Origin of the sequence: Kitasatospora sp. NPDC088861 (genome assembly GCF_044750105.1) — a bacterium.
GTDB lineage: Bacteria > Actinomycetota > Actinomycetes > Streptomycetales > Streptomycetaceae > Kitasatospora.
The window spans coordinates 73776-88473 of the sequence record NZ_JBIVJF010000022.1; the positions used below are offsets into that span (position 1 = coordinate 73776).

The 14698-nt window shown below is 70.3% G+C and carries 15 protein-coding genes and 2 pseudogenes; 7 read left to right on the plus strand and 10 right to left on the minus strand.

The window, feature by feature from the left end:
• Positions 1-173: 173 nt before the first annotated feature.
• The 3 genes and pseudogenes from ACIP37_RS28695 to ACIP37_RS28705 all read left to right on the plus strand — a co-directional run.
• Positions 174-1112 (plus strand): annotated as a pseudogene (locus ACIP37_RS28695) (IS1380 family transposase); the annotation flags it as partial.
• 50 nt (positions 1113-1162) lie between these two features.
• On the plus strand, positions 1163-1513 hold the full coding sequence (locus ACIP37_RS28700) for a DUF6924 domain-containing protein (protein WP_400811516.1): 351 nt from the start codon (positions 1163-1165) through the stop codon (positions 1511-1513).
• Between the two features lie 532 nt (positions 1514-2045).
• Positions 2046-2138 (plus strand): DUF5302 domain-containing protein, encoded by a 93-nt coding sequence (locus tag ACIP37_RS28705; RefSeq protein ID WP_400811519.1) that lies wholly within the window; start codon positions 2046-2048, stop codon positions 2136-2138.
• A 328-nt stretch (positions 2139-2466) separates the two neighbouring features.
• Here the strand turns inward: ACIP37_RS28705 and ACIP37_RS28710 are convergent, their stop codons facing one another.
• From ACIP37_RS28710 to ACIP37_RS28735, 6 genes and pseudogenes are all read right to left on the minus strand, one after another.
• A complete protein-coding gene (locus tag ACIP37_RS28710) occupies positions 2467-2718 on the minus strand; it encodes a hypothetical protein (RefSeq protein ID WP_400811522.1) in 252 nt (83 codons plus the stop codon).
• A 17-nt stretch (positions 2719-2735) separates the two neighbouring features.
• Positions 2736-3164, minus strand: coding sequence for a hypothetical protein (locus ACIP37_RS28715; protein WP_400811593.1), 429 nt, complete (start codon positions 3162-3164; stop codon positions 2736-2738).
• Positions 3165-3374: pseudogene (locus ACIP37_RS28720) on the minus strand (Arm DNA-binding domain-containing protein); the annotation flags it as partial. It lies immediately after the preceding gene.
• Between the two features lie 810 nt (positions 3375-4184).
• Entirely contained in the window at positions 4185-4364 is a 180-nt protein-coding gene (locus tag ACIP37_RS28725) for a hypothetical protein (RefSeq protein WP_400811525.1), read from the minus strand.
• Entirely contained in the window at positions 4361-5167 is an 807-nt protein-coding gene (locus tag ACIP37_RS28730; protein ID WP_400811528.1) for a thioesterase II family protein, read from the minus strand. Before ACIP37_RS28730 ends, ACIP37_RS28725 begins: the two co-directional genes overlap by 4 nt.
• Entirely contained in the window at positions 5164-6759 is a 1596-nt protein-coding gene (locus ACIP37_RS28735; protein WP_400811530.1) for an FAD-dependent monooxygenase, read from the minus strand. Before ACIP37_RS28735 ends, ACIP37_RS28730 begins: the two co-directional genes overlap by 4 nt.
• Before the next feature lie 234 nt (positions 6760-6993).
• Here ACIP37_RS28735 and ACIP37_RS28740 point away from each other — a divergent pair, with 234 nt between their 5' ends.
• The gene (locus tag ACIP37_RS28740) at positions 6994-7686 is read left to right on the plus strand and encodes a response regulator (protein ID WP_400811532.1); all 693 of its coding nucleotides are present in this window, start codon (positions 6994-6996) and stop codon (positions 7684-7686) included.
• Here the strand turns inward: ACIP37_RS28740 and ACIP37_RS28745 are convergent.
• The 3 genes from ACIP37_RS28745 to ACIP37_RS28755 are packed head-to-tail and all read right to left on the minus strand — an operon-like array spanning position 7619 to position 10279.
• Positions 7619-8785, minus strand: a complete 1167-nt coding sequence (locus ACIP37_RS28745) for a beta-ketoacyl synthase N-terminal-like domain-containing protein (protein WP_400811535.1) — start codon at positions 8783-8785, stop codon at positions 7619-7621. The genes ACIP37_RS28740 and ACIP37_RS28745 overlap by 68 nt on opposite strands.
• Positions 8785-10008 (minus strand): beta-ketoacyl-[acyl-carrier-protein] synthase family protein, encoded by a 1224-nt coding sequence (locus ACIP37_RS28750; RefSeq protein ID WP_400811538.1) that lies wholly within the window; start codon positions 10006-10008, stop codon positions 8785-8787. Before ACIP37_RS28750 ends, ACIP37_RS28745 begins: the two co-directional genes overlap by 1 nt.
• Positions 10001-10279, minus strand: a complete 279-nt coding sequence (locus ACIP37_RS28755) for an acyl carrier protein (RefSeq protein ID WP_400811541.1) — start codon at positions 10277-10279, stop codon at positions 10001-10003. The genes ACIP37_RS28750 and ACIP37_RS28755 overlap by 8 nt, the downstream gene beginning before the upstream one ends.
• Before the next feature lie 174 nt (positions 10280-10453).
• Between ACIP37_RS28755 and ACIP37_RS28760 the strand changes: the two genes are divergently transcribed.
• The 3 genes from ACIP37_RS28760 to ACIP37_RS28770 are packed head-to-tail and all read left to right on the plus strand — an operon-like array spanning position 10454 to position 12847.
• Positions 10454-11464, plus strand: coding sequence for a ScbA/BarX family gamma-butyrolactone biosynthesis protein (locus tag ACIP37_RS28760; protein WP_400811543.1), 1011 nt, complete (start codon positions 10454-10456; stop codon positions 11462-11464).
• 1 nt (position 11465) lies between these two features.
• Positions 11466-12146 (plus strand): HAD family hydrolase, encoded by a 681-nt coding sequence (locus tag ACIP37_RS28765; protein ID WP_400811546.1) that lies wholly within the window; start codon positions 11466-11468, stop codon positions 12144-12146.
• Positions 12143-12847 carry an SDR family oxidoreductase gene (locus ACIP37_RS28770; RefSeq protein WP_400811549.1) on the plus strand — a complete coding sequence of 235 codons (705 nt, stop codon included), beginning with the start codon at positions 12143-12145 and terminating at the stop codon, positions 12845-12847. Before ACIP37_RS28765 ends, ACIP37_RS28770 begins: the two co-directional genes overlap by 4 nt.
• An 83-nt stretch (positions 12848-12930) precedes the next feature.
• Here ACIP37_RS28770 and ACIP37_RS28775 read toward each other — a convergent pair whose 3' ends face one another.
• Complete coding sequence (locus tag ACIP37_RS28775; protein ID WP_400844694.1) at positions 12931-14589, minus strand: MFS transporter; 1659 nt, start codon at positions 14587-14589, stop codon at positions 12931-12933.
• Positions 14590-14698: the final 109 nt, after the last annotated feature.

Below are 14698 nucleotides of genomic sequence, written 5' to 3' on the forward strand. Positions count from 1 at the left end.
GTCCGCCAGGCGCTACGACGCCATCGGCACCGTCTTGGACAGCATGAAATCCGCCCGAAGCGTAGTTGGCCAGGCTGGCCACGGCGGGCTGCGGAACTAGCCTGCGCGTTTCATCTGGGGTCACGTCCGGATCATGATCGGAAAAGCGAAAGTGCCTTCTGAGCTGCAACGATTGGCTGCAGGCCGGCGAGACCGCACGCCCGATACCCGCCTCGCATGCCGGAATACATCAACTACCAGGCCTGGTCCTGGACATCGACGCCACCCTGGTCACCTGCCACTCCGAGAAGGAACAGGCCGCCGCCACCTACAAACGTGGCTTCGGCTACCACCCGATGCTCTGCTTCCTCGACAACACCGGTGAGGCCCTCGCCGGCATCCTGCGACCGGGCAACGCCGGAGCGAACACCGCCGCCGACCACATCACCGTCCTCGACCAGGCCCTCGCCCAAATCCCCGACGCCCACCGCCACGGCACCCCGATCCTCGTCCGCGCCGACAGCGCGGGCGGCGCCAAGGCCTTCCTGGCCCACCTGCGCGCCCTGCGGCAACACGGGATCCGGACCACCTTCTCCGTCGGACACGCCGTCACCGAACAGGTCCGAAAAGCCATCCGTGCCCTACCCGAACAGGTCTGGCACCCGGCGCTGGAACAGGACGGCTCCCTCCGTGCCGGCGCCGAGGTCGCCGAGCTGACCGGCCTGGTCGACCTCACCGGACACCCGGACGGCACCCGCATCATCGTCCGCCGCGAGCGTCCCCACCCCGGCGCCCAGCTGTCCCTGCTCGACCAGGACGAAGGCATGCGCCACCATGCGTTCCTCACAGATACCCCGGTCGGCGAAGGTTCGCTGCAGCACCTGGAGGTCCACCGCGCCCACGCCCGCATCGAGGACCACATCCGCTGCGGCAAGAGCACCGGCTTCGGCCGCTTCCCCTCCCGCCACTTCGCCATCAACCAGGCCTGGCTGGAACTGTCCCTGACCGCCCTCGACCTGCTCGCCTGGACCCGAACCCCGCTGCTAGAAGGCGAGTTGGCCACCGCCGAACCCAAGAAGCTCCGCTACCGCCTCCTGCACACTGCCGCCCGGATCACCCGCGGAGGCCGCCGCTTCCCAGTAGTTTGGCCACATTGGTGGTGCGTACCGACTTCTCCAGCCCCGTGTCGTGGGAGCGTCTGCGCGAGGTCCTGGCCACCCCGAACGAGTACGGTTTCCTTCCCGGCGTAGAGCTTGTGGACAATCCCTATTTCGCGGGTGCGACCTGTGCTGAGGCGAGGAACCTGCTGCCGGGCGATTACTGGCACGCACTGCTCGTCCTGGCGGACGCGGATGCGCTCGGCTCGGCCGAACTGCCGGTCGTCGTCGTGGACCTGTGGGGTGAGCCGGGGCGCTGCATCAGGGTTGTCGCCGCTGAGCTCTGGGGGATCGAGAACAACCTGTCGATCGCGAACATGGACTTCGACGAATTTGCCGACGCCGTCGATGAGGACGGGGTGTTCAGGGACTTCTGAGGCGGACCGGTCGGCAGGCAGAGGTCATTGGTTGCCGCCGACCTTCTTGGGTGGTCGAGCTATCTCGCTGCCGGAGAGTGATCATGAGTTCGCCCGGACTCGGGGCAGTGGGCTGGCCGGGCGGCGAGGCGCGGCAGGGCGGCTCGGTTGTTGGCCGCGGCGCTGAGCGACCGGATTCAGTACCGTATCCGTAGCGTGTGGCGCATGACGGGCCAGAACGCGTGGCGGCAGGCGCACGAGGTATTGCAGGACCGGGGCTGACACCAGGACGAACTCGCGGTCGGACACGACCCGCTGATTCTTCCGGCTGTCGAGGCCACCATGGTGGAGACGAAGACCGCCCCGGCCTCGCCCCCCCCGCGGACCGTGCGTTCGGTCTGGCCCTGAGAGAGGTCTGCGCACGCGGGAGATCACAGGCCTGAAAGCGGCAGACGCCGGTGGCAGGGCCATCGCCGGGGTTTTCGAAGAAGGTTGGGCGCCCGTCCTCGCCTCCGTCCACCGCCAGATCGACCTCTGGCAGCGGGCCGATAGCGTGGCCAGCGGCCTGAATGGCGACTCGAAGATCCACGGCGCCCACGGCGCGGTGGGCGGTAAGCGCAACTTTCGCCGCAAGAGCGGCGGTTGATGGGCCCGGTTCACGCCGGGGGCCGCTAGACCTGGTCCTGACCGGGCGGCCGTAGCTGTACGCGACAGGCAAGGTCTTCGTTCGAGTGTGCCGGGTGCGGGGCCTTGCTTGCCGGGGATCAACAGGGCACCTGGAGAAGGCGGCGCCGGGTGCCGGCCCCGGACCCGTCCCGCCGAGCACCGCCGCCCGTGACAGTGAGGCCGACTGAGCGTGACTCTGTCGGGGATCTTGGTCGCCGCCGTGTCAGCTCTGTGCACATGGTGCAACCAGTCGACGAGCAAACGCAGTCAAACGACCTGTCCGTTCACTCCGAGGGGTTCGGTCACTGCTACACCACATCGCTGCGCTGCCGGCCACCACGGCGTCCGTGAACCTCACCTCTCCACCTGGAGGGCGTCATGACTCCGGGGGAGAGGTTGATCCAGGTGCGGCTGGCCTCGGTCTTGGGCTCGCGGAGGTGGGTCTTCCCGTTGTCGATGGCGGCGAGGGTCCAGCGGACGTAGAGCTGGCGGTCCATGAGGTGGACGTCGGACCAGTGCAGGGCGAGGATCTCGCCACGGCGCATGCCGGTGTCGAGCATGACCTCGAAGAGGTCGGTCAGCCGGTCGGCGTAGTGCTCGGCGCAGGATGGTGGCGGCCTGCTCGGGGGTCCAGCAGGTGCGCTCGGCAGCGCGGGGCCTGGGCGGGAGAGTGCTTGGCGGGGTTGTAGCGCAGCCCCCAGGTGCGCACGGCGGTGTTGATGGCGTTGCGAAGGGTGGAGACGATCCGGTAGATGGTGACCTTGCCGCGCTTGGCCTTGCGCTGGGCGGCGATCCAGCGCGCGATGTGCTTCGGGCGTAGGTCCGGGAGACGGTAGCGGCCGAGTGCGGGGATCAGGTCCCGTTCCACGCACGCCTCGTAGCCGGCGTCGGTGTTCGGAGCGAGCTCTTCCATCTTCACCGCCAGCCACTGCCGCAGGAAGCCCGCCACGGTTATGCGGCGGTCCTCGTACAGGCCGCGCAGCTCACCGTCCAGCACCGCCCTCATCTCCCGGGCCGCCTCCGCACGGCTGGCGAACCCGCCCCGCCGGCGGGTCTTTCGCTTCCCGTACTCAGGGGCCAGGTCAACGCAGTACGTCCACGACCCGCGACCCGCCTCCTCCAGCAACCGCACACACCACGGACCCAACTGCCTCTCGTGCCCGTCCGAACAAGCACACCGCCGATAGACCCGGCCACGCTGCGCACGTTGTCCCATGAGCTTCCCCTTCTCTCGGACTGGGTGGTGCCTCTGGGATAAGAGTGGCTGCCATGTCGGGTGTGGCGGCAGAGCGTGCGGGGCGGTGCACGAAGCGCGTCAGAACCATCTGGAGACGACACGCTCAAGACGACACACCGTCCGGACGATCACGATCCGCAACCGGTGGGTAAGCGAGCGTGATCCGCCCGTAGGAGGCGGCCCTGCGAGCTGACCGGCGCCGTCGGCGCAGCGGCTGCCGGGATCACGCGGTGGTGCTTGCTGAGGAGCCGACAGATCTCGGTCACGAGCAGTAGCTGTCGCGGGGTGGTCGGCCTGGGGGCCATTTTGGGACCACGCAGGATGAGCGCTCATGAACGCCGATGGGCGAAAGCGGACGCTTGTGCGCAAAGCAAACATTGGCGAACTGTCAGCTCCTCGCCGTATCGCTCTCGTCGAAAACCACCAACTCGCGGGTTCCTCAAGATGGTTGGGAAGCAAGAGCCCGAGACCTCAAGGTCCTTGTTCCCGACGATAGTTGAACCTCTTGACTTGGGAGTCAAGGTGTCGCAGGTTCAACTCCTGTCGTCTCGAGTGGAGTTCAACTCCATAGTCGTAGGCCAGAGGCCATTTTCTCGTTCACGAGAAAGCGGCCTTCGGCGTACACGTTCGAGCTCCTGGAGAGCTCACCGAGCTGAGACCAGGCCAGATACCCGCTGGCCTGACTTTTCCCGGCACTCGCAGTCTCTCGGATTACTCCGTGGCCCCTCCTGTCGCATCCCCAGCCTCCCCCGCCGGTAGGCGAGATTGCGCGTCGGCGAAGCGGTGCGGCTACTCGGGTGGGAGCCGTTCGGCGCGCGGAGCCTCCGGTGCGGCGGGGCGGGCGTCGTTGCGGGCTCCGGGCAGTAGGCCGAGCCGTACGAGCTCGCCGTAGGGGTCGACGCTGAGGACGTCGGGGGCGGGGCGGTCCTCGTCCGCGCGGCGGAGGGTTGCAGCGGTTCGTTCCTTCACGCTGATCGGCTCCTGGGTCGTCGGCGGGACTGGCGAACTGTGGTGTGCCGGGCGGCCGAGCGGATCTCGAACACGATCTGGTCGATGACGGTCCGGACGTCGCCGCGGAAGTAGAAGTGGCCCCCGGTCCGCACTCTGAGGCCGAGGAAGTGGTCGGTGTGCTCGGCCCAGCTGGCGGCCTGGGCCGGGCGGGCGAGGCGGTCCGCGGAGCCGCAGAAGGCGGTCAGGGGGACGGGTAGCGGGGCGCCGAGCCGGTCCCGCGACCAGGAGGCCACCAGATCCAGGTCCTGGCGCAAGGGAGGCTCGACGAAGGACCAGAGGGTGTCATCGGCGAGGAGACGGGGCTCCAGCCCGCCCCATTCGCTGACCAGCGCCCGCAGTTCCTCGCTGGGCAGGGCGGTCGGGGCGGGCCGGCCGCCGACGTGGTGGGCGGGGCCGGGGTGTGCGGAGACGCCGAGCCACAGCGGCGCAGGCAGGCCGTGGACGATCAGGGTGCGGGCCAGGTCGTAGCAGACCAGCGCGCCCATGCTGTGGCCGAACAGGGCGAGTGGCCGGTCGGGCAGCGAGGAGAGTTCGGCGACGAGCCGGTCGCTCAGCTCCGCGATGGTGCGCACGACCGGTGCTCCGCGGGAGCCGCCCCGGCCGGGCAGCCCGACGGCCAAGACGTCCCACTCGGGCGGGAAGTACCGGGCCCACCGCCGATATTCCACGTCAGAGCCGCCAGCGTGGTGCACCAGCACGACCCGGTGCGTCGCATCCCGGGGCCCCGGAGGGCGGGTGGGGCCGGGGTGGAGGAGGGTCATACCGGGTCGGCCGCCAGTCGTGGCGTGCGCCGGGCGGGGGCCAGCTCCCGGATCCGGCGGGCGATCCGGGGATCGTCGAACCGGCAGGCCAGCGCGATGATCCCGTCCGGACGGACCAGGATCACGCTCGGTTCCCGGGCTTCCAGCGCGGAGTGCGCCGCGCCGGTGGAGTCCGCGGGGTCGGTGGCGGCCGCCCGCCGGGACAGGACGACCTGACGGATCCCGACCGGGCTGGAGGCGGCATGGTCCCGTACCCGCGAGACCAGTCGCTGGGCCGACGCGAGCCGGCCGGGGTCGCGCCGGTCGGCTGGGAGGACCAGCAGCAGCAGGTCGTCGGGAGACAGCAGGTCCCGCAGCCACCCGCCTTCGAAGCGGACGTCGGGCAGGCGCATGCCAGCCCGCAGCGAGCCGATGCCGGGCCCGTCGCTCGGGTAGGAGTTGCTCAACTGGGCAAACCTGGCGGGCATGTAGCGGTTGAGCAGCCCGGTGCGCTGGGCCGCCGCGAGGGCGAGGTCGCGGACGGTGGCTCGCCGGCCGGTCAGCATCCACATCCGGGTCTGCCGGTCGGTGTCGGCGACCACGATGCCAGCCATGTGGCGCCGCTCGGCGGCCCATTCCTCCAGCACCTCCTCGGAGTGGATGCCTCGTTGCACCTGGGTGAGCCGCCAGCCGAGCCCGTGGGCGTCCTCGATGCCAGTGTTGAGCCCCTGGGCGCCGACCGGGCTGTTGACGTGGGCCGCGTCGCCGAGGATCAGCACCCTGCCGACCTTGAAGGCGCCGGCCAGTCGCCGCTGGACCCGGAAGTCCCCGGTCCGCTGCTTCCTGAGCAACTGGAGCGGCACCGGGCAGCGCTCGGCGGCGGCCGCCTGGACGAAGGCGACCGGGTCGTCGATCTTCATGTCCGCGGCGACACTGGCGACGACCCGGTAGTCGCCTCCGGGCAGGCCCAGGACGGTCAGGACGCCGGTGTCGGTCATGAAGTGGTGGGCTTCGTCGTGGGCCAGCGAGGTGGCGCAGGCTCCGTCGGTGAGTACGAATTTCTGTTCGTACGGCGCGCCCTCGAAGCTGACCCCGATGAGTTCACGGACCTTGCTGTGCGCCCCGTCGCAGCCCACCAGCCAATCAGTCCGGACGGTTTCGGCCCGGTCTGACCCCGGGGATACCAGCGTCGCCTCGACCTTCCCGCCGGTATCTTTGAGGTCGGCCAATTCGACGCCGAACTCGATTTGCCCGCCCATTTCCGCAAATCGTTCCCGTAGAGCCTTTTCGGTTTCCAGTTGTGGGATTGATACCGGAGAGGTGAAACGGGACCCGGCCAGCCGTTCGAAGTCGACCCTGGCCTTGCGGCTGCCGCCGGAGTAGTAGACCTGGCCGTGGATGGGCATCGACTGCCGGGCCAGAGCCGCTCCGGCCCCGAGCCGGTCGAGCACCTCGAGGGCTCGGGGCCACAGCACGAGCGCGCGGGAGTGCGGGTGCGGGCGTTCGGCGCGGTCGACCACACGTACCGAGGTGCCTCGGGAGAGCAGTTCGACGGCGAGGGTCAGACCGGTCGGGCCGGCGCCGACGACGAGAACGCCGGATGAATCAGACATCATGAATCCTTTCGGAAATCTTCCATGAATGCGGGGCGCATAGGATTTCAAACGCAGAGCTCTCGTGAACTTTCTTACACGTGGTCGTTCTGTGCCGGATGGCTAGTTTTCGACCAGCCGAGACGCGCCAGCCGAATGAGAGGCTGGAGGGTTGATCGGCGGGTTATGATGTGGGAAAGGCAGGCTTTGGGATTGGAAACATTCCCCACGGGAGGATTGTCTGTGATTTCAACGATGGAAAACCCTATCCGCATCCTCGTCGCCGACGATCACACGCTGTTGCGCGAGGTGCTGTGTGAGGTGCTCTCCGCGCAGTCCGACTTCGATGTGATCGCCCAGGCAGGGGACGGGTCCGATGCGGTCGCACTGAGCGCCAGGATCAAGCCGGACATCGCGCTGCTGGACATCGAGATGCCCGGCAGCAAACCGTTGCTCACCGTGCGCCGGCTGCGTGAGGCCTCGCCCCGGACGCAGGTGATCATCCTCAGCATGTACGCGGACCCGAGACTCATCCAGGAACTGCTCGAACTGGGCATCCGCGGCTACCTGCACAAGACCATCAGCCAGCGCGATCTGGCCGCCGCCATCAGGGGCGTCTGGCAGGACCGCGACCGGGTGATCCTCTCCGTGACAAGGGACAGCATCCAGCTCACCCCGGCCGTCGGCGACGCCGAGCTGCTGTCGACCCGCGAGCAGGAGGTTCTGGCGCTGGTCGCGGGCGCAATGAGCAACCGGCAGATCGCGGCGCGGCTGTCGATCGCCGAGGGCACCGTAAAGCTCCACCTGCGCAACGTCTTCCGCAAGCTCGACGCGGTCTCCCGGATCGACGCGGTGAACAAGGCTGTCGAGGCCTCGCTGATCAGCCGACCGGAGCCGGTGCGCGCACCACGACACATCCAGCATTCCCGTCCGATCCGACCGCGGTGACGAGCCCGACCCGGCCGGCCGAGTCCGGCCTTTCCTGCCATTCGCCCAGCAGGGCGGCCAGTTGCAGGGAGCCGGCCGCGCTGTAGCACTCGCCGAGCGCTTCCCCGGCGCGCAGGACCCGTTCGGGCACCCGCTCCAGCGCCGCGGTCACGGCGCGCTCCTCGATCCGCCGCAGTCCGCGGTGGCCGCAGGCGCCCATGGAGACGAGGTCGACCTCCTCGGGGCGAACGCCGCTCCGCCCCATGGCCCGCGTGATCACCCTGGCCAGGCCCTCGGCTAGGCGGCCCCGATGGACTTCGCCTCCCAGATAGGCGACCTCGCAGGCGAGCAGCCAGGCGAGTGGCGGGGCGGCCGATCGACCGTCTCCGGTAGGGTCCGCAGTTCCGCCGTCCGGAGCCGCCTCCGGGGCGCCGGAAACGGCGAACACCGCGCACCCCTCGCCCAGCCCCGCCTCGGGCGCCAGACCGCCCGCGAGGTGCCAGGCCCAGGCCGATTGCGGTCCGAGCTCCTCCACGCCGCCGACCAGCAGGCGTGGGGACTGCCGCCCGACCAGGGCGTTGCGCGCGTACCGGAGGGCGAGCAGGCTGGACAGCTGGCCGCCCGCGAGGGTCGCGTTCACGCCGTGCAGGCCGTAGCGGATAGCGATCTGGCCGGCGCAGCAGTTCATGACCGTGTTCGGGAACGAGCCGGCGTCCACCAGGTACGGACGGTCGTGGACCAGGGTGTCCCGGCAGAACTCCGCAGTGCTGCGGATGCTTCCGGTGCTGGTGCCCATGACCACGCCAGTGGCCGGATCCGAGGCCTGGTCGTCGGTGCTGTCCAAGGCCAACTTGCATGCCAGCAGTCCGAGTTTGGTGGTCCGGTCCAGGTGGCGCAGCCCTTTTCTGCCGAGGTGCTCGGCGAAGTCCACCGGCGGCACGGGCCTCATCGGGCCAGCCGGGTAGTCGCCCGGCTGCGGGTCGGCCGGCGGCGAGTCGGCGAGCGGCTTCCCGGCGATCGCGTCACCGAGCGCCGCCAGGCCGAGCCCGGCTGCCGACACCACGCCGGCGCCGGTGATCGCGAGGGGCTCGACCGTCCCCCGAGGAAGGGTCTTCGGCATTACGTCAACCTCCCCAGAACAGTGATGGCGTTGTTCCCGCCGAAGGCGAAGCCGTGGTTCTGCACCACGTCGAGCCGGGCGGGCCGGGCCTGCCCGGGGACGCAGTCGAGCCCCGGTCCCAGCGCGGGGTCGACGGTCCGCACGTTGGCCGTCGGGGGGAGGAAGTCGCCCTCCAAAGCCTTGCAGCAGACCAGCGCACCGAAACCGCTGGCGGCCCCCATGGTGTGGCCGATCATCGACTTGATCGAACTGATCGGTGGCAGCCGGTCCCCGAACACCTCGTGGACCGCCCGTACCTCGGTGGCGTCGTTGGTGGGGGTGCCGGTGCCGTGCGCGCAGATGTAGTCGACCTGGTCGGGCTCGATCCCCGCGTTCCGGTGCGCCTGCCGGATGCAGTTCGCGATGCTGGTCGGGTCGGGGTGCACCATGTGCGCGGCGTCGCAGTTCACGGCGTATCCGAGGACCTCCGCGTAGATCCGCGCGCCGCGCCGGACCGCGTCCTCCAGCGGTTCGAGGAGCAGCGAGACGCCGCCCTCGGCCGTGATGATGCCGGCCCGGTCGACGTCGAACGGGCGGCAGGTGTTCTCGGCCAGGGCGCCCAGCCGGTAGAAGCCGGCGTGGGTGTAGCGGTTCACCGAGTCGGCACCGCCCGCCAGCATGTAGTCCGCCTCGCCGGTGCGGACCAGGTCGTAGGCGTAGCCCAGCGCGTAGTTGCTCGCGGAGCAGGCGGTGGGGATGGTCTGCGCGTCCCCGGTGAGCTGTAGCTCGTGGTTGACGGCGTTGGCGATCCGGCTCGCCGGGACCTGGGCGATCAGGGCGGGGTCGAGCCCCTGGAGGCCGTGGGCCACCCACTGCTCGGTGAGCTGCTGGACGACGGTCGACTCTCCACTCGTCGTTCCCATCACCGAGCCAGCGGCCGAGCGGGACAGCTCGTCCGGGTCCAGGCCCGAGTCCTGGAGGGCCAACCGGGCCGCGGCCGCGGCCAGCAGGCTGCTGCGGCCCCAGCGCTCGGGGCGGATCCGTTCCAGGATCGCGGACGGCTCGAAGTCCTTCACCTCGCCGGCGTTGATGTACGGGAATCCGGCGGCGTCGAAGCTGGTGATCGGTGAGACGCCGCTGCGGGCGGCGCGGATCCCGTCGCTGAAGGCGCCGGCGCCGATGCCGAGGCTGCTGACCGCTCCCAGGCCGGTGATGACGACCCGCCGGTGCGTGAACTCAGGCACCGCTCGGTCCCCCGTCGACGTACCGGGCGACGACCTCCTCAATGGCGTCCAGGCTGACCATCGCCGTCATCTGGCTCTGCGGGATGGAGACCGCCAGTTCCCGTTCGATGCGGGAGAAGATCTGGATGAGGGAGAGCGAATCGGCCTCCAGGTCCTCGATGAAGAGCGCGCTTCCGCTCAGCTCGGCGGTCTCCAGGTCCAGTTCCTCGGCGACGATCCGGCGGATCACTTCCTGCCGGTCGGTGGTGAGCTCGGTGCTGTTCGGGGCCATGGTGCGAACTCCTTCCGGGTTTGCGGACGTCAGCCACGCTAGGCGGGGTCGATCCGCTCTCGGTTGCCGCCTATCACCAAGAGGAGTGCCGGATATAACCAAAGTGATGGGTGTACCCGGCTCTTGGGTTGATCGGCCGGGTGGAGGGGCGCGGCGGTGGCCCATCCTGCGGGCATGACGTCGAATCAACTGAGTGACACCAACCCGGAGGCAGTCGGCGTGATCAGCTTCGGTCGAACCGTGGAGCGGCAGTTGGTGCACCGCACCGCGCTCGCCGAGGTCTTCGTGACGGACATGAGGCCGGTTGGTGGCGACCGCTACCTGGCCGGCGCGCAACTGCCGCTGGCGCACTCCTACTACAGCGATCACCTGGCCGCTGCGGCCTTCGACCTCCTGCTGCTGCTCGAAGCGTCCCGGCAGGCCGCCGTCTACGGGGCGCACCGGTTCCTCGAAGTGCCGGTCCGGACCGCGTTCCTGGTCAACACGCTGGCGATCGAACTGGACGGTCCCACGGCGGCGCTCCGCGGCCGACTGCCCGGAGAGCTGCACATCAGCACCGGTTACCCGGAGGTCACGCGGAAGGGCGACCGGATCCGGAGCATCGTCGTGGACCAGCGGCTCTACCTGGACGGCTCCCCGGTCGGTTCGGCGACCATGGCCGTCAGCGCCCTCACCGCCCGGGAGCATGACGCCCTGCGCTACCTGCAGCGGCGCGACCCCCCGTCCTCCACCTCGGACGCCGGACCGGCCCCCGCAGGGACGGCGGTGGTGCCGGAACGCGTGGGACGGGGACGGGCCGACAACGTGGTCCTGGCCGATCCGGGGTGGGCCGGGGGCATGCTCCGCGCCGTCGTCGCCCCGCGCTTTGACAACCGCAGCCTGTTCGACCACGCCTACGACCACCTACCGGCGATGGTGCTGCTGGAGGCCGCCCGGCAGCTCGCGCTGCTGGCCTTCGCCGAGGGCGCCGGCCGGGTGGCGGGCCGCGTCGCGGTGGTGGGTGCCACCGCCGGGTTCCGGCGGTTCACCGAACTGGACGAGCCGGTGACGGTGGCCGTACCCGCGGCCCTGTCGGAGAGCCCGGCCGGCCGGTGGACGGTCCCGGTGGCGTTCACCCAGGGGGACGTGACCGTCGCGAAGACGACGGTGACTCTGGCCCCCGCCAACTCCGTCGAGGAGGACTGACATGGCGATCCGCGCGGTCTGGACCGACTTCGGGGGCGTGCTGACCCCGCCGATCGAGGTGACCATGGCGGCGTTCTGCCGTCCGATGGGCCTGGAACCGGAGTTGCTCCGGCGGGCCATGTACGAGGTGGCGGCGCGGTACGGCACCGATGTGATGGCTCCGCTGGACACGCCCCTGGTCTCGGAGTCGGAGTGGTCCCGGCAGGTGGAGGAGGTGCTGCGGACCGAACACGGCGCGGTGGTCGACCTCTCCGACTTCGCCGCCAAGTGGTTCACCGACCGCCAGGTCAACGAACCGTGGTTGGCGAGGCTTGCAGAGCTCCGCGATGCCGGGTACCGGATTGGCGTGCTGTCCAACATGGTGCCCAGCTGGGACGAGCACTGGCGGCGGATGGTCCCGGTCGAGCTGTTCGACGAGATCGTGCTCTCCTTCCAGGTCGGGCACCGCAAGCCGGAGCCCGGGATCTTCCGACTAGCTGCCGAGCGCCTCGGGTTGAGGCCCGAGGAGTGCCTCCTGGTCGACGACCTGGGCGCCAACTGCACGGGCGCCCGGGCAGCGGGCTGGCACGCCGCGCACTTCACCGGCACGGCCGAGGCCCTGGCCCGGCTGTCCGGTCTCACCGATGCCGGGGGTGAGGCGCCGGCGGACCTGTCGGTATCCGCCCAGGAGGGGAAGCGATGAGTCGTTCCGTACTGGTCACCGGTGGCAACCGCGGAATCGGGCTTGAGGTCGCCCGTACCTTCGCGGAGGCCGGCGACAAGGTCGCGGTCACCTACCGGTCCGGGGAGCCGCCGGCCGGCCTGTTCGGCGTACGGTGTGACGTCACCGACCCGCAGTCGGTCGAGCGGGCCTTTGCCGAGGTGGAAGCCCAGCAGGGACCGGTGGAGGTGCTGGTGGCCAACGCTGGCGCGACCCGGGACATGCTGATGCTCGGGATGTCCGAGGAGGACTTCGCGGCCGTCATCGAGACCAACCTGATGGGGGCGTTCCGGGTGGCCCGTAGGGCGGCCGTCCGGATGGCCACGGCACGGTGGGGCAGGGTGCTCCTGGTGTCCTCCACGGTCGGGATGGCGGGCTCGCCCGGCCAGACCAACTACGCCGCCTCCAAGTCCGCCCTGATCGGCTTGGCCCGGTCGATGTGCTGGGAGCTCGGCCGGCGCAACATCACGGTCAACGTGGTGGCACCCGGGCTGATCGAGACCGACATGATCGCCCACCTCACACCGGAACGCCGCGCCGAGCTGGTCGCCGGGACGGCACTGCGCCGCCCAGGTACCGCGGCCGAGGTGGCCGCTGTGGTCCGCTTCCTGGCCAGCGAGGAGGCGAGCTTCGTCACCGGCGCGGTCGTCCCGGTCGGCGGCGGCCACGGGATGGGGCACTGATCCACTCTCCACGACCCGCGGCGAGGGGCACCCGTCGGGCCATCGGCCCGGCGGGTGCCCCTCGCGTTCCCGGGCCTGGGCGGCTACCGGCCCGCAGGCTCCGCGGCCGCCTCCGCCGCCTCCGCCGCCTCCGCCGCCTCCGCCGCCTCCGCCGCCTCCGCCGCCTCCGCCGCCTCCGCCGCCTCCGCCGGCTCGTCCGGCTCGTCCGGCTCGTCCGCGCGGCGTTCGGCGAGCAGGAACCACACCGCGACCGTGGCGACGGCGCAGAGGCCGACCACCACCCAGAGGATGGTGTGCATCGCACCGGTGTAACCGTTGGCCAGCAGGTCCGTGAACGCGCCCCGGTCGGCGGCGGGCACTTGGGCGGCCGGTCCGGTGAGGTCGCCGCTTGCGACGCTGTCGGCCAGGCTGCCGACGTTGCTCGGGGTCTTCCCCGCGAAGGCATCGATGCCGTCCGCGAGCCGGCCCTTGATCAGCGAGACCAGCACCCCACCCATGGCCGCGATCGCCACCGCCTCGCCCGCCAGCCGCATGGTATTGAACATGCCCGCGGCCATGCCCGCCCGGGCCGGTTCCACGGCGGAGACGGCGGCGCCGTCCATCAGCCCGGAGGACAGGCCCTGGCCCACCCCGATGGTCAGCAGCGGCCCGGCCAGGGCGAGCGGCCCGATGCCAGGGTGGATAACCGACAGCCAGGCCACCCCCAGGGTGGTGACCAGCAGGCTGACCGTCAGCAGCACCCGGCTGGAGAGGCCGCGTTGGAGCATCCGGGAGGCCAGCAGCGGGACGACCAGGACGGGCCCGGTGAGCAGCAGCATGGTCAGGCCGGCGTCGCCGCTTGACAGGCCGTCGGCGCCGATCAGATACGAGGGCACCAGCACCACCAGGCCGACGAAGCCGAAGGAGAAGATCACCGGCAGCAGGCACAGGGCCACGAAGCGCGGCCTGGCGAGGAGGCCGAGGTTGAACATCGGCTGGGCCTGTCGGCGCTCGGCCAGCACGAAGGCCGTCATCAGGACCACGAAGAGGACCGCGAGCGCGATCATCTCCGGCCCGGTCCAGCCGAGTTGCGATCCCTCGGCGGCCGCGATGGTCAGCACCGACAGGGCCGAGGTGAACAGCACCGTGCCGATCCAGTCGACCTTGCTGCCTTGCGAGTTGCGGGACTCCGGGATGATCCGGGCGAGCAGCAGCACCACGGCCGCGATGGCGAGCTGGGTCAGGAAGATGCCGCGCCAGCCCATGAGGGAGATCAGCCAGCCGGAGGTGGTCGGGCCGAGGGCCAGGCCGGCCCCGATGACCACACCGGTCACGGCGAACGCCTGGTTGCGCGCCGGGCCGTCGAAGGTGCTCGCCAGGACGGCGGTGCCGGCGGTGAGGATCGCGGCCGAACCGATGCCGGCCACCGCGCGCGCGACGTCGAGCAGGTAGATGTCGCCGGCTAGTGAGCAGGCGAGCGAACCGGCGGCGAACAGGGTGGTGCCGATCACGAACATCCTGCGCCGGCCGATGATGTCGGCCAGCGACCCGGCCGCCAGCATGAAGCTGGCCGCCGTCACGTTGTAGGCGTTGACCGCCCACTGCAGCGGGACGATGTCGGCGTCCAGCGACCGGCTGATCGCCGGGAGGGCCAGCGAGGTGCCGCTCAGCGACACTGGGACCATCAGGACGGCGAGACAGATCGCGAGCAGGACCAGTCGTTCCCGGGGCTGCGTGGTGCCGCCCGGCGGTGAAGAGCTCATGGTGGGTCGACTCCCTGGCGTGAGGGGCGTGTGGACGGAGCGGTCTGAGGAGGGGGCCTTCCGGGCCCGCCCCGGGGCGGGCCCGGAAGGTGTCACCGGGCGCAGGGGT

What these genes read in the sequence shown, in the direction of transcription:
- ACIP37_RS28710 (WP_400811522.1), bottom strand. Translation starts at nt 2,718, where the DNA reads ATGCTCGACACCGGCATGCGCCGTGGCGAGATCCTCGCCCTGCACTGG.
- ACIP37_RS28715 (WP_400811593.1), bottom strand. Translation starts at nt 3,164, where the DNA reads ATGAGGGCGGTGCTGGACGGTGAGCTGCGCGGCCTGTACGAGGACCGC.
- ACIP37_RS28730 (WP_400811528.1), bottom strand. Translation starts at nt 5,167, where the DNA reads ATGACCCTCCTCCACCCCGGCCCCACCCGCCCTCCGGGGCCCCGGGAT.
- ACIP37_RS28735 (WP_400811530.1), bottom strand. Translation starts at nt 6,759, where the DNA reads ATGTCTGATTCATCCGGCGTTCTCGTCGTCGGCGCCGGCCCGACCGGT.
- ACIP37_RS28740 (WP_400811532.1), top strand. Translation starts at nt 6,994, where the DNA reads ATGGAAAACCCTATCCGCATCCTCGTCGCCGACGATCACACGCTGTTG.
- ACIP37_RS28745 (WP_400811535.1), bottom strand. Translation starts at nt 8,785, where the DNA reads ATGCCGAAGACCCTTCCTCGGGGGACGGTCGAGCCCCTCGCGATCACC.
- ACIP37_RS28755 (WP_400811541.1), bottom strand. Translation starts at nt 10,279, where the DNA reads ATGGCCCCGAACAGCACCGAGCTCACCACCGACCGGCAGGAAGTGATC.
- ACIP37_RS28760 (WP_400811543.1), top strand. Translation starts at nt 10,454, where the DNA reads ATGACGTCGAATCAACTGAGTGACACCAACCCGGAGGCAGTCGGCGTG.
- ACIP37_RS28765 (WP_400811546.1), top strand. Translation starts at nt 11,466, where the DNA reads ATGGCGATCCGCGCGGTCTGGACCGACTTCGGGGGCGTGCTGACCCCG.
- ACIP37_RS28770 (WP_400811549.1), top strand. Translation starts at nt 12,143, where the DNA reads ATGAGTCGTTCCGTACTGGTCACCGGTGGCAACCGCGGAATCGGGCTT.
- ACIP37_RS28775 (WP_400844694.1), bottom strand. Translation starts at nt 14,589, where the DNA reads ATGAGCTCTTCACCGCCGGGCGGCACCACGCAGCCCCGGGAACGACTG.